The sequence below is a fragment of the Polaribacter sp. Asnod6-C07 genome (assembly GCF_045063625.1).
In the GTDB taxonomy this organism is placed as follows: Bacteria; Bacteroidota; Bacteroidia; order Flavobacteriales; family Flavobacteriaceae; genus Polaribacter; species Polaribacter vadi_A.
On sequence record NZ_JBEFOF010000005.1, the window covers coordinates 2,626,746 to 2,640,709 of the forward strand.

The 13,964-nt window shown below is 30.1% G+C and carries 15 protein-coding genes; 7 read left to right on the forward strand and 8 right to left on the reverse strand.

The window, feature by feature from the left end:
- Positions 1–12: 12 nt before the first annotated feature.
- The 3 genes from ACJJVK_RS11255 to ACJJVK_RS11265 are packed head-to-tail and all read right to left on the reverse strand — an operon-like array spanning position 13 to position 1,600.
- Entirely contained in the window at positions 13–990 is a 978-nt protein-coding gene (locus ACJJVK_RS11255) for a permease (protein WP_405566040.1), read from the reverse strand.
- A 16-nt stretch (positions 991–1,006) separates the two neighbouring features.
- Positions 1,007–1,243, reverse strand: a complete 237-nt coding sequence (locus ACJJVK_RS11260; protein WP_405566042.1) for a thioredoxin family protein — start codon at positions 1,241–1,243, stop codon at positions 1,007–1,009.
- A gap of 51 nt (positions 1,244–1,294) precedes the next feature.
- On the reverse strand, positions 1,295–1,600 hold the full coding sequence (locus ACJJVK_RS11265) for an ArsR/SmtB family transcription factor (protein WP_405566044.1): 306 nt from the start codon (positions 1,598–1,600) through the stop codon (positions 1,295–1,297).
- 204 nt (positions 1,601–1,804) lie between these two features.
- Between ACJJVK_RS11265 and ACJJVK_RS11270 the strand changes: the two genes are divergently transcribed.
- Both ACJJVK_RS11270 and ACJJVK_RS11275 read left to right on the forward strand, forming a co-directional pair.
- Positions 1,805–4,294, forward strand: coding sequence for a M14 family zinc carboxypeptidase (locus ACJJVK_RS11270; protein WP_405566045.1), 2,490 nt, complete (start codon positions 1,805–1,807; stop codon positions 4,292–4,294).
- Between the two features lie 142 nt (positions 4,295–4,436).
- A complete protein-coding gene (locus ACJJVK_RS11275) occupies positions 4,437–4,595 on the forward strand; it encodes a YqaE/Pmp3 family membrane protein (protein ID WP_215994925.1) in 159 nt (52 codons plus the stop codon).
- Positions 4,596–4,690: 95 nt separating this feature from the next.
- On the opposite strand, the gene ACJJVK_RS11280 is transcribed toward ACJJVK_RS11275, so the two are convergent.
- Genes ACJJVK_RS11280 through ACJJVK_RS11295 form a run of 4 tightly spaced genes read right to left on the reverse strand, consistent with a single transcriptional unit; the run spans position 4,691 to position 6,784 of the window.
- Complete coding sequence (locus ACJJVK_RS11280; protein ID WP_405566047.1) at positions 4,691–5,029, reverse strand: tRNA-binding protein; 339 nt, start codon at positions 5,027–5,029, stop codon at positions 4,691–4,693.
- A gap of 9 nt (positions 5,030–5,038) precedes the next feature.
- Positions 5,039–5,518, reverse strand: coding sequence for a DUF962 domain-containing protein (locus ACJJVK_RS11285; protein WP_405566049.1), 480 nt, complete (start codon positions 5,516–5,518; stop codon positions 5,039–5,041).
- Between the two features lie 53 nt (positions 5,519–5,571).
- Positions 5,572–6,108 carry a YfiT family bacillithiol transferase gene (locus ACJJVK_RS11290; protein ID WP_405566051.1) on the reverse strand — a complete coding sequence of 179 codons (537 nt, stop codon included), beginning with the start codon at positions 6,106–6,108 and terminating at the stop codon, positions 5,572–5,574.
- A 1-nt stretch (position 6,109) separates the two neighbouring features.
- A complete protein-coding gene (locus ACJJVK_RS11295) occupies positions 6,110–6,784 on the reverse strand; it encodes a tetratricopeptide repeat protein (RefSeq protein ID WP_405566053.1) in 675 nt (224 codons plus the stop codon).
- Between the two features lie 122 nt (positions 6,785–6,906).
- Between ACJJVK_RS11295 and ACJJVK_RS11300 the strand changes: the two genes are divergently transcribed.
- Positions 6,907–8,214 (forward strand): sulfatase-like hydrolase/transferase, encoded by a 1,308-nt coding sequence (locus ACJJVK_RS11300; RefSeq protein ID WP_405566055.1) that lies wholly within the window; start codon positions 6,907–6,909, stop codon positions 8,212–8,214.
- A 257-nt stretch (positions 8,215–8,471) separates the two neighbouring features.
- Here the strand turns inward: ACJJVK_RS11300 and ACJJVK_RS11305 are convergent, their stop codons facing one another.
- Positions 8,472–8,726, reverse strand: a complete 255-nt coding sequence (locus tag ACJJVK_RS11305; RefSeq protein ID WP_405566057.1) for a Fic family protein — start codon at positions 8,724–8,726, stop codon at positions 8,472–8,474.
- A 529-nt stretch (positions 8,727–9,255) separates the two neighbouring features.
- On the opposite strand from ACJJVK_RS11305, the gene ACJJVK_RS11310 reads away from it, so the two are divergent.
- The 4 genes from ACJJVK_RS11310 to ACJJVK_RS11325 all read left to right on the forward strand — a co-directional run bounded on the left by ACJJVK_RS11310 (position 9,256) and on the right by ACJJVK_RS11325 (position 13,864).
- On the forward strand, positions 9,256–9,903 hold the full coding sequence (locus tag ACJJVK_RS11310) for an HAD family hydrolase (RefSeq protein WP_405566058.1): 648 nt from the start codon (positions 9,256–9,258) through the stop codon (positions 9,901–9,903).
- A 321-nt stretch (positions 9,904–10,224) separates the two neighbouring features.
- On the forward strand, positions 10,225–11,631 hold the full coding sequence (leuC, locus tag ACJJVK_RS11315) for a 3-isopropylmalate dehydratase large subunit (protein ID WP_405566060.1): 1,407 nt from the start codon (positions 10,225–10,227) through the stop codon (positions 11,629–11,631).
- 11 nt (positions 11,632–11,642) lie between these two features.
- Positions 11,643–12,242, forward strand: coding sequence for a 3-isopropylmalate dehydratase small subunit (gene leuD, locus ACJJVK_RS11320; RefSeq protein ID WP_405566062.1), 600 nt, complete (start codon positions 11,643–11,645; stop codon positions 12,240–12,242).
- A gap of 101 nt (positions 12,243–12,343) precedes the next feature.
- Entirely contained in the window at positions 12,344–13,864 is a 1,521-nt protein-coding gene (locus tag ACJJVK_RS11325; protein ID WP_405566064.1) for an alpha-isopropylmalate synthase regulatory domain-containing protein, read from the forward strand.
- The last annotated feature ends 100 nt before the right edge of the window (positions 13,865–13,964 follow it).

A 13,964-nucleotide genomic window follows, 5' to 3' on the forward strand; every position in this document is an offset into this window, starting at 1 on the left:
TGTTTTGATTTTCTATAAAATAAGATTGAATAAATAGCCAGAAATGATAATACATAGGGTTACCACACCAAAAAAGATTGCAATTAGTTTTAAAGACATTACTTTTTTTAAGAGCATTGCTTCTGGTAAAGAAAGCCCTACAACCCCCATCATAAAAGCAATTGCAGTTCCTATAGGTATTCCTTTTGCAACTAATACTTGTACTACAGGTAAAATACCTGATGCGTTAGAATACATTGGCACAGCTAAAATTGTTGCAATGGGCACAGCAAACAGGTTGTCTTTGTCCATATATTGTTCAAAAAATCCTTCAGGTATATATCCATGCATTAATCCGCCAATGGCAATACCAATAATTACAAAAGGAATAATTCCTTTAAGAATTTTAAGGACTTCTGCCCAAATTATTTGTAAACGTTGTTTTAAAGTTTGTTGTTCTGCAATAAATACATCTTGTTCTTTTTGTGCATTTGCTATAACTTCTTTTACCCAGGTAGTTAAAAAAGGTTCGAGTTTTAATTTTTGAAGAATTATACCAGAAATTGTACCTAATAAAATACCACTTAAAACATAAATAATTGTCATTTTAAGCCCGAATAAACCTACAAACAAACCAATAGCGACTTCATTAACTAAAGGAGATGTAATTAAAAATGCAAAAGTTACGCCTAGAGGAATTCCTCCTCTTACAAAACCAATAAAAAGCGGAACAGAAGAACAAGAACAAAAAGGAGTAACAACTCCAAAAAGACTTGCCATTAGATACTCTAAACCATATAATTTATTTCTAGAGAGGAAATTTTTAACCTTGTCTATAGGGAAATAACTGTTTACAATTCCCATAAAAAAGATCACAATAAAAAGTAAAATCAGGATTTTTGTAGTATCGTAAATAAAGAAATTTAAAGCTTCTGCTAAATGCTGTCCTCTTTCTAAATTAAGAACATCATACACAAACCAATCAGCTATATTTTGTATCCAATTAAACATATTAAATTTGAGCTTTCTATTTTAAAAGCTCTAAAACTTCATTTTTAGAAGGTATTCTTCCTTTAATACTAATTACATCATCTATAATCAAAGCAGGTGTGCTCATTACATTGTATTTCATAATTTCCATAATATCTTCTACTTTTTCAATGTTTGCTTCTATATTGTTTTCAGAAATCACTTCTTTTACAACATTGGTCATCAATTGACATTTTGTACATCCAGTACCTAAAATTTTAATAGTTTTACTCATAATATTATTGTTTGTTTATCGCTAATAGGCGATTTTGATGTTAAAAGAAAATCAATCAAAAAATTGTTGAAAAAGTGATTTTGCTTTTTCCCAGTTTTCTGTATTGATACAGTATTTTATTTTTGGTGGTTTTAATTCTCCTTGAATTAAACCTGCTTTTTTTAGTTCTTTTAAATGTTGCGAAATTGTAGATTGAGCTAATGGAAAAACATTTACCAAATCGCCTGTAAAACAGCAAGATTGATTTTCTAAATGTTTTAAAATTGCAATACGAGTTGGGTGTGCCAATGCTTTTGCAAATGTTGCAAGTGCCTCTGTGTTTTGCTGATATGTTATTGTTTCTATAGTTCGTTTCATAATTGCTTATCGCAAATTTACGATTGGCTTTTTAGTAGAAATCTGATTTTTATCACCTTTTCTATTTTTGTGAAATTTCTCTATTTTAAAGCCAAAGTAATTCAGAAGCAAACTCTTAATATATTCTTAATACTTTGTTAAACCTCTCTTATAAAATTTTCGAATACCTATATTTGGTTACTTCAATTCAAATTTCTAATCAACATGAAAAAAATATTACTATTATTTTTATTGAGTTCTTTTTCTATAGCAGCTCAAAAAGTAGACTTATCTTACTATTTGCCCAAAAACACCACTTACAATACCAACATTCCTACTCCAGAATCTGTAATTGGTCATGAAGTAGGTGAGTGGCATATTACTCACGATAAATTAGTGGAGTATATGAAGATCTTAGCAGCTTCATCAGACAGAATATCAATAGAAAATAGAGGGAAAACTTATGAAGATAGACCTTTGTTATTGCTTACAATTACATCCGCAGAAAATCATAAAAATTTAGAAAGTATTCGAGAAAAGCATATTGATGCTACCAATTCTAATTCTGTTGATGTTAGCAATAATCCGATTGTGGTTTACCAAGGATTTTCTATTCATGGTAATGAAGCTAGTGGATCTAATGCAGCTTTAGCAGTGGCTTATTATTTGGCTGCAGCAGAAAATATAGACGATTTATTAAACAATGTTGTGATTCTTTTTGATCCTTCTTTAAATCCTGATGGATTGCAACGTTTTGCTTATTGGGCAAATACCAACAGAAGTGCCAACTTAAATCCTGATCCTAATGACAGAGAATTTTTTGAGATTTGGCCAAGAGGAAGAACCAACCATTATCAGTTTGATATGAACAGAGATTGGTTGCCAGTTCAATTACCAGAAAGTACTGCAAGAATTGCAAGTTTTCATAAATGGTTGCCAAATATTTTAACAGATCATCATGAAATGGGAAGCAATTCTAGTTTCTTTTTTCAACCAGGAATTCCTAGTAGAACAAACCCTTTAACGCCACAAATGAATCAAGATTTAACCAAAGAAATTGCAACTTATCATGCAAAAGCGTTAGATAAAATTGGTTCTTTATATTATTCTGAAGAAAGTTTCGATGATTTCTATTATGGTAAAGGTTCTACTTTTCCAGACATTAATGGTAGTATTGGAATTTTATTTGAACAAGGAAGTTCTAGAGGACATGCACAAGAAACTGTAAACGGAGTTTTAACGTTTCCTTTTACTATTAGAAATCAATTTACGGCTGCTTTATCTACTTTAGAAGCTGCAAAAAGTATGCGTGTAAAGATTTTAAAATATCAACAAAGTTTTTACCAAGAATCTAGAAATACAGGTGTAAATAAAGCTGTTGTTTTTGGTGATGAAAAAGATGCTGCTAAAAGTTTTCATTTGGCAGAAGTAATGAAAAAGCACAAGATTAAAATTCACGAAGTAAAATCAGATTTTACAGAAAATGGCAAAACCTTTAAAAAAGGATATAGTTATGTAGTGCCTATGAATCAAAAAAATCATCGTTTGGTAAAAGCAATGTTCGATGTTAGAACTACCTTTAAAGATAGTCTGTTTTACGATGTTTCTGCTTGGACGTTTAATCATGCTTTTGGTTTAGATTATGCAGAAAATGTTTCTATTTCTAAAGCAGGAGCAGAAATTACAGATTTAAAAATGAAATTGGGTAGTGTTTCTGGTAAAAGTGACTATGGTTATTTATTGCCTTGGAACGAGTTTTACACTCCAAAAGCTTTAAATGCTATTTTGCAAAAAGGAATTAGAGCCAAAGTTTCGATGCGTAATTTTAAAAATGGTGGAAATTCTTACGATTATGGAACTATTTTTATTCCTGTTCAAAATCAAAAATTGAATACTACAGATTTATACAACTTTTTAACTAAAGTTGCTGCTGATAGCCATACAACAATAACTGGTGTTTCTACAGGTTTAAATGATGGAATTGACATGGGATCTAACAATTTTAGAGCTATAACAAAACCTAAAGTAGCAATGATTGTGGGTGATGGAGTAACTGGTAATGATACTGGAGAAATTTGGCATTTGTTCGATCAACGTTTTGATATGCACATTACACGTTTAGATACCAGAAATTTAGGTAGAGTAGATTTATCTAAATACACACATATTGTAATTCCTAGTAGTCGATTAGAAAAATCTGACATAGAAAAAATTAAAACTTGGGTAAGAAATGGTGGAGTAGTAGTAGGTTATAAAAACACAGCTTCTTGGTTAGCAAGCAATAAAATGATTAATTTAAGTTTTGATAAAGCGAAAAGAGACTCTGTTAAGAATATTACTTTCGAAAACAAATCGTTATTTTCTGGTGCACAAGTAATAGGTGGTGCTATTTTTGAAGCTAAAATAGACAGATCTCATCCAATTAATTTTGGATATAAGAATGATAAAATTGCTTTATTTAGAAACTCAACCATGTTTTTAAAAGCAGATAAAAATAGTTATAACAATCCTATTCAATATACTAATAAGCCATTATTAAGTGGTTATATTTCTAAAGAAAATGCTGCAGTAATTCCGAATACAGTACCTTTTAAAGTGGAACGTTTTGGTAGAGGTAGAGTTATTGTTTTTACTGATAATACTAACTTTAGAGCTTTTTGGTTTGGTACAAACAAGTTGTTAATGAATACTATTTTCTTTGGTAATATGATGTAGAATATCAATCTAAATAGATTAAATTTAAAAGATTCAGAATCATTCTTATAAATAGATGATTTTGAATCTTTTTTTTTGATGAAAATTACTGTAACAAAACTTGTTTGTAAACGTCTTATTTATGTAACCAACTAAAATGTAAATGAGTTTTTTTAGAGTATTATTTGCTATTATTTTTCCTCCACTATCTGTAATCGATAAAGGTTGTGGGTCTTTCTTTATTATATTTTTGCTAACTCTTTGTGGATGGATTCCAGGTGTAATTGGAGCTTTGGTAATTCTGAATAATCCAAAAAGATAATCATTCTAGAAATTAATTTCAAGAATTTTTATTTTTGCAAACTGCAAACTGCAAACTGCAAACTGCAAACTGCAAACTGCAAACTGCCAACTGTCTTAACTAACCTGTTCTCCATTTTTAATGGTTTTAGATGGCTGTAGTAAAACTACTTTATCTTCTGTATTATAAACACCTATAACCAAAACTTCACTCATAAAATTAGCAATCTGTCTAGGTTTAAAATTTACGATTGCAGAAATTTGTTTATTTAATAATTCGTCTTTTGTATATAAATCTGTGATTTGAGCACTCGATTTTTTAATGCCTAAAGCACCAAAATCAATCTTAAGTTGATAGGCGGGTTTTCTAGCTTTCGGAAAATCGTTCACTTCTATTATTGTACCAGTTCTAATATCAACTTTCAAAAAATCTTCGAAGGTAATTTCGTCTTTCATGTAATTTTTTTATTCGGTTTCTTTTTTAGGTTTCTTGCCCAATTTTTGAATCACCCAAAGAGGGCCAATCAATAAAAACTCTAAATCTTTTAAGAAAGATGGTTTTGCACCTTCTACTTTATGTCCGTAAAACTGGCCAATCCAAGCCAAAACAAAAATGGCAATAGAAACATAAAATAAATTGAAGTTATTGCTAATCCAGAAGTTGCCAATAATAGACAATAGAATTACAAAAAGCATTTCAGCAAAATACCAAAAACCCAAACGTAAATAAAATATAGAAATGACAACTGTAACAACTACAGCCCAATTTTCTATAAGTGGATTGTATAAACCTAAAGTATTCTCTAAAAAAGTAATAGGAATACTCATCAGCAAACCAATAACACTAAAAAATATTAATGGCACACAAATATAATGTATGGCTTGGTTGGTTTCGTTTTGATGACTTATTGCATATTCATCAAAATATTCTTGTGCAGTTTTCATTATCTCTAAATTAAGTTTTTAAAGATAGGTAATTTTGCAAAAATGTAAAGAATTTATTTCCAGCCTTCGCGAATCATTAATTGCTCTATATGTGCATAATGATGTTGACAATGCCAAGCATAAATACCTATATTTTCTTGTAAAGTAACGCGTTTATTTCCATCAGGATGAATAAAAGCCTTTTGCAATTCTTCTTCACTTAAACCCTGTAATAAATACACCCATTTAGCATGCAAGCCTTTTAAAGCATCTAAAGTTGGTAAAATTGGTGCAGATTTAGAGTCACTTAATTTTGCCCAAAGTTTTTCATCGTAGGCTTTTATAACAGGTTCATTTTCGGTTAAAGCCCATTTAAAACGCATATAAGAATTATGATGACTGTCGTAAGAATGATGTATAACTTGTCTTATTGTCCAGCCACCTTCTCTATAAGGTATTTCTAATTGATTGTCTGATAATTCTCTTACTAAAAACTCTAATTCGTGAGGAAAACGTTCAATGTCAGAAATCCAGTTTTCTATATGTTTTTTGGTAATTTGTTCAGGAATATCAATTTTACCTATTGGGTATTTTAATTCTTCTAATGTCATTCTATTTGGTTAATTTCTTTAAAAATTGCTCAGAATTTCTATTCTCAGGATTAACAGCTAACGATTTTTTAAAGCTAATGATTGCATTAGCAGTATCCTTTTTTAAGAAATAAGCTTCACCTAAACTATTAAAAACATTTGAACTATTAGGGTATAATTCAGAATTTATTTTAAAAATTTCTAAAGCAGCATCATAATTCTTTTCTCTAACAAAACGATATCCCCAACTATTTAAACTTCTTTCTCTAATAAGATAATTTGTAGAATCATTAGTTTGTATTGCTTTAAAAGCTAATAATGCTTTGTTGTATTCTTTGGCTTTAAAATATTCACCTGCTGTTTTTTCTTCAGCATTCAATTTTTTAAAATGATATAAAGTGCCTTTATGTTCAGTTTTTGGATCTAATTCAATATGCATTTTTGGCTGACTTACAAAAAGCATTTTCTCATTTAGTTCTTTCATATAAAAAGAACTATCGTTTACTTTTAGTAATTCTGCATCAGTTCCACGCCATTTTGCGTGCATAATTGCATCTTCAAAATAAATTTCTAAAACTTCATTGGCATTAAATAAATAGCGTCCAGAAGTTGTATTAATAAATTCCTCAGAATTTTTTTGTGAAGTACAACTAACTAGTAATATTAGAGATAAAAAAGTGAAGAATAGTTTTTTCATAAGGTTGATAGATAAAGTAGATTCATTACTTTAGACGACTGAAATATACTTTTTGTTACATATAAATAATAAGATTTTTAAACTATTTTTAATTTTACAAGTCAAATAATAAACTATTTTTTATGAGAGTATCTTTAATTATAAGTTTATTGTTAAGTATTTTATTATTCAACTGTAGTTCTCCTTCTGAAAACAGAGATAATGAAGTTGATGATATTGATACTCCTGTAAATGCTTCAAAACCAAATATTTTATTGGTTATTGCAGATGATGTAAGTAAAGATGCAATTCCTAACTATTCAGAAGGAATCTCTAAAGCAAATATGCCAAATCTACAAAGTTTAATGAACTCAGGAATAACGTTTGATAATGTTTGGACTTACGCTGTATGTTCTCCAACAAGAGCATCTATTATTACAGGTAAATATGGCAACAATACAGGTGTTATAGAAGTTGGAGATCAAATTTCTACTTCAGAAACCTCTATTCAAAAATATATTTCTAACAATACCAATGCTGCATATGCATCAGCAATTTTTGGAAAATGGCACATTTCTAATGATACTAATGATGCTGAAACTATGGGTGTAGATTATTTTGCTGGTATTAAAAGTGGTGGAGTGCAAGATTATTATAGCTGGCCTTTAATAGAAGATGGAGTAAGTGCAACAAACACAGATTATATGACAACTAAATTAACAGATTTAGCCATAGATTGGAAAGCTGCACAAACAAAACCTTGGTTTTTGTGGGTGGCATATACAGCACCACACACACCATTTCATTTGGCTCCTAACAACTTACATTCTCAAGGAAATTTATCTACAGATCAAACAACTATAGATGCAAACCCTTTGCCTTATTATTTATCTGCCTTAGAAGCTTTAGATACAGAAATGGGAAGATTAATTAATAGCATGTCAGATGAAGAAAAAGCAAATACCATTATTATTTTTATTGGTGATAATGGAACTCCAGGCCAAGTAGTACAATCTCCTTATGGAAGAAGAACTGCAAAAGGAAGCTTGTATCAAGGAGGTGTTAATGTACCAATGATAATTTCTGGATTAGGTGTAAATAGAATGGGGGTTAGAGAAACTGCATTAATAAACTCCACAGATTTATATACTACAATTGGTAATATTACTGGGGTTTCAACTTCAGAACTTCATAATAGTAAAAGTTTTTATGATTTATTTACAGATGCAAATGCTACAAAAAGAGAATATGTATATTCAGAAAAAGAAGATGCTTATACTATTAGAAATGCGACATATAAATACATAAAGTACGATGATGGCACAGAAGAACTCTACAATTTAGCTACAGATGCTTACGAAAGTTCTAATTTAATAAACAGTACTTTATCTACAGATGAAACAAATGCAAAAACAGCTTTAATTGCAGAGGCTACTAAAATAAGAAATTAGTATGTCTTTGCGAGTTTACTAAGTGATCTCTAATTAATTTGATAAACAGTTTTATTCTTCTCACCAATTTTTATAATAAGATGTTGAGCAACACCATTTTTTAAATCTCGACTTGCAGTTGCAGAAGAAATATCTTTAAAAACAGTCAGATAATCTTTTCTAGAAAAAGGCGTTTTATTTAGTGATACAAAATACGCAAGCGTTCTTTTTGAGTAAAAATTCTTTGATTAAAGTCTAATATATCTTCCAATGAAATATCAATAACAGCCAATCTTATCACTTTCAGAAAGTGCTTTGTAATATGTGTTTTGGTTTTTACTGATTAAAGTTTCAAATGGAATAAACTCAAAAACAGGATATTCTTGTATTAAAATATGCGTTTGCCACAACCTGACCAATCTTCCATTTTCATCTAAAAACGGATGAATAAACTCCATTTCGTAATGAAAAACACAGCTTTTTATAAGCGTAATTTCTTCGGACGTTTTTACATAATCAAATAAGTCTTTCATAGCAAATAGGAAGAATTTGATGAAATAAATTTACAATTAATCTATCTTATAAAGTATTCCATTTTTAAATAATAACATCAAATTTATCAACAGAAAAGGTAACTAACTTTCTAAAAACGACCTACTTTTATTTTTCGTAGAAATTCAATTTTTATGGAATGGCAAGTGTCCCAAGAGTGAAATGGTCTGGACATGATAATGGAATAAAAAGTAGAATTTAAGAAAAATAAAATTATTCTAAATTTTGTTTCTTTTCATAAATGGAAATAAATTATGATTCTTCAACAAGCTTATCATAACATTTTGTTTCAAAATAAAATTATGTTTTCAACTCAAAATTTTTTAGAAACTTCAAAGAAAAATACTTAAAGAATTCTCGACTTTTATTACATTTCGCAAGAAATCACAAATCCTAACTTATCAATAAACCTCTATAAAAAACTTGATTTTATCCTTCAAAAAATTAATTACAACACCCATATGCAATAATAATCTATAAATTTGTAGCTTATTAAAAATAAAAAAGAAAATGTTTAAAGGAGTAATTTTTGATTTAGATGGTACACTTGTAAATTCTCTAGGAGATATTACCAATGCAATAAATACAGTGTTAAAAAAGCATAACTTTCCAACACTTAGCATTCAGGAGTGCCAAAGTTTTATAGGTCATGGTGTTAGAGATTTGGTGGTAAAAGCTTTACCTCAAGAAAATCAGAATGAAGAATGGATCAATCGTTGTTTTAATGAAATGTTAGCCGTTTATCAAGATAATTGCACAATTAAAACAGCTATGTATCCTAATATTAGTAATTTATTAGATGAGTTAACTGCTCGTAAACTAAAATTAGCTGTGTTTTCTAATAAAGCAGATAAACTCACTAAGAAAGTTGTAAAAGCGGTATTTCCTAAATGGAACTTTGAAGTTGTAGAAGGTTTAAAATTAGAAGCCTTAAAAAAACCAAACCCTACTGTTGCTTTAGAAATTAGTGAAAAGTTAGCCATACCTACAGAACAATTAATTTTTGTAGGAGACACAGATGTAGATATTCTAACTGCTAAAAAGGCAAATATGTATCCTGTAGGCGTTGATTGGGGGTACAGAACCAAAGAAGAATTAATTTTAAGTGGAGCAAAATATATTTTAGAAGATCCATTAGATTTAATTAAAATTTTATAGCGAGTTAAAATTTTAATAACCATAACTTTTCAAGTAATTTAAGACGAACTAAAAAAGTGATATTTCAGATTTTGTTTATCTAAAACTTACAGATATCTTTTTCAAAATAATTGGATTGTAAATTAACCCTTTAAAAAAATCAGCACATACAAATTAAATAGACATCGTATTTTAAATTAGGTTAAAAGTCTAAAAAACAAAACAATAAGTGTTCTTTTAACAGTTGAATATAATACAGTGAATCCTTTAAGCAATCCCAAAAATGGAAGAATACCTTATTTTTGATTTTAGATTTTAATAATCAAGAAATAAAGTAAAAAAATGGCAAAAACATTATTTGACAAAGTATGGGACTCACATGTAGTACGTAGCGTAAAAGACGGACCAGATGTGTTTTTTATAGATCGTCATTTTATCCATGAAGTTACAAGTCCTGTAGCTTTTTTAGGATTAGAAAGTAGAGGAAACAGTGTAGTATATCCAGAACGTACATTTGCAACAGCAGATCATAACACACCAACCATAAATCAACATTTACCTGTAGAAGATGCATTGTCTGCAAATCAGTTAGATGCTTTAGAAAAAAATTCTGAAAAACACGGAATTTCGCATTGGGGTTTAGGAGATGTAAATAACGGAATTGTACACGTTGTTGGACCAGAAAACGGAATTACGTTACCTGGAGCAACAATTGTTTGTGGAGATTCTCATACATCTACCCATGGTGCTTTTGGTGCTATTGCCTTTGGTATTGGTACTTCTGAAGTAGAAATGGTATTGTCTACACAATGTATCATGCAGCCAAAACCTAAAAAAATGCGTATTAACGTAAATGGTAAATTAGGTTTAGGAGTTACTGCAAAAGATGTAGCTTTATACATTATTGCACAACAAACTACTTCTGGTGCTACTGGATATTTTGTAGAATATGCAGGAGATGTTTTTGAAGACATGACTATGGAAGGACGAATGACAGTTTGTAATTTGTCTATAGAAATGGGAGCAAGAGGTGGTATGATTGCACCAGATGCAAAAACTTTCGAATATTTAAAAGGCCGTGCTCAAACTCCTAAAGGAGCAGATTGGGACAAGGCAATGAAATATTGGGAAACTTTATATACAGAAGAAGGAGCAGAATTTGATGTAGAATTTAATTATGAAGCATCAGATATAGAACCAATGATTACTTATGGTACAAATCCTGGTATGGGAATTGGAGTAACTAAATCTATTCCTTTAGCAGAAAATGTAGAAGGTGGAGTAGATACTTATAAAAAATCTTTAGGATATATGTCTTTTAACGAAGGTGATTCTATGATTGGTAAAGAAATAGACTTTGTATTCTTAGGTTCTTGTACAAACGGACGTATAGAAGATTTTAGAGCATTTTGTTCTATTGTAGAAGGAAGACAAAAAGCAGACAATGTTACTGCTTGGTTAGTTCCAGGATCTCACAAAGTAGTAGATCAAATACAAGCTGAAGGATTAGATAAAATAATCACAGATGCAGGTTTTGTTTTAAGAGAACCAGGTTGTTCTGCTTGTTTAGCAATGAATGATGATAAAATTCCTTCAGGAAAATTATCAGTTTCAACATCAAACAGAAACTTCGAAGGAAGACAAGGACCAGGATCTAGAACATTATTAGCTTCTCCTTTAGTTGCTGCAGCATCTGCAGTAGAAGGTGTAGTTACAGATCCAAGAACAATTTTAAACTCAAACGCTTAATAAAGAAAACAATGGCTTACGATAAATTTGACGTACTTACAAGTACAGCATATCCTTTACCTACAGAAAATGTAGATACAGATCAAATCATTCCTGCTCGTTTCTTAAAAGCAACTGAGCGTAAGGATTTTGATATTAACTTTTTCCGTGATTGGAGATTTGAACAAGATGGAACACCAAAAGCAGATTTTCCTTTAAATAAAGAAATTTATGCAGGTTCTAAAATTTTAGTTGGAGGTAGAAATTTTGGTTCTGGTTCTTCTAGAGAGCATGCAGCTTGGTCTGTGTACGATTTTGGATTACGTTGTGTTATTTCATCAGCATTTGCAGATATCTTTAAAAATAACTGTTTAAATGTTGGGGTTTTACCTGTACAAGTTTCAGCTGAGTTTGCAGATACTTTATTTGCAGCAATTATGGCAGATCCTAAAGCAGAAATTAAAGTAGATTTACCCAACCAAACTGTAACTTTAGTTGCAACTGGGGAGTCTGAATCTTTTGTAATTAATACATACAAAAAAGACAATATGTTAAATGGTTTTGATGATATCGATTATTTAAAAAATATCGAAAACGAAATTTCTGCATTTGCAGAAACAAGACCATTTTAATAAAATAGTTTTCTATTAAAAATGTCATTCTGAGTAAAGTAATAACGAAATAGAGGAAACTATAAAACAATAAAAAGAATCTTTTTTTCAAGTTGATATAAATGACAAAGAGAACAATAGAAATAATGGATACGACACTGCGTGATGGAGAACAAACATCAGGAGTGTCGTTTTCAGTTTCAGAGAAATTAACAATTGCCAAATTACTTTTAGAAGAACTTAAAGTAGATCGAATAGAAATTGCATCTGCAAGAGTTTCTGAAGGTGAGTTAGAAGCTGTTAAAAAAATAACTTCTTGGGCAGATTCAGAAAATCTTTTAGATAAAATAGAAGTGTTAACTTTTGTTGATGGAGGAACATCTATAGATTGGATGATTGCTTCTGGTGCAAAAGTTCAGAATTTACTAACAAAAGGTTCTTTAAATCACTTAACACATCAACTTAAAAAAACACCACAACAACATTTTGCAGATATAAAAGCAACTATAGAGTTGGCTGCAAAGCATAATATAAAAACCAATGTTTATTTAGAAGATTGGTCTAATGGAATGCGTACTTCTAAAGAATACGTTTTTGAATATTTAGATTTCTTAGTAAATCAAAATGTAGAACGAATTTTATTACCTGATACTTTAGGTGTGTTAACGCATGATGAAACTTTTAGTTTTATAAATGAAGTTCGAGAAAAATACCCAACTGCTCATTTCGATTTTCATGGTCATAATGATTACGATTTAGGAGTTGCTAATGTTATGGAAGCTGTTAAAGCAGGTGTAAATGGTTTGCATTTAACCATAAATGGGATGGGTGAACGTGCAGGAAATGCACCTATGGCTAGTGTAATTGCAGTAATTAATGATTTTTTAGAGGATGTGAAAATCAACACTAACGAAAAAGCATTAAATAAAGTAAGTAAGTTAGTAGAAACTTTTTCTGGGTTTCGTATCCCTGTAAATAAGCCAGTTGTTGGAGCAAATGTGTTCACACAAACTGCAGGAATTCATGCAGATGGAGATAATAAAAACAATCTTTATTTTAACGATTTAATGCCAGAACGTTTTGGAAGAAAACGTAAATATGCTTTAGGTAAAACTTCAGGAAAAGCAAATATTCAGAAAAATTTACAAGATTTAGGTTTAAGTTTAAATGACGAAGAACTTAAAAAAGTTACCCAAAGAATCATAGAATTAGGAGATAAAAAAGAAGTGGTTTCTCAAGACGACTTACCCTATATTATTTCTGATGTTTTAGACAGTGACACCATAGAAAAACGTGTTGTTGTAGAAAACTATGTTTTAGGACATGCAAAAGGAATGAAACCTTCTACAACTTTACAATTAAAAGTAGAAGGAGTTTTATACGAAGCGCATGCACAAGGAGATGGACAATTTGATGCATTTATGAATGCATTGCGTAAATTGTACAAAACACATAGCAAAAAAGATTTACCAGATTTAATAGATTACGCCGTTAGAATTCCACCAGGGAGTCATTCTGATGCGTTGTGTGAAACTATTATAACTTGGAAGAGTGAAGAAAAAGAATTTATATCTCGAGGTTTAGATTCAGATCAAACAGTATCTGCAATAAAAGCTACAGAGAAAATGTTGAATATAATATAAAACAGAGGTTTTGAAGATGGAAGCTTGAAGTTGTCATTTTGAGCGAAACGAAGTGAAGTCGAAAAATCTCAATAAATATAATTAATCAAAAAGATCTCTC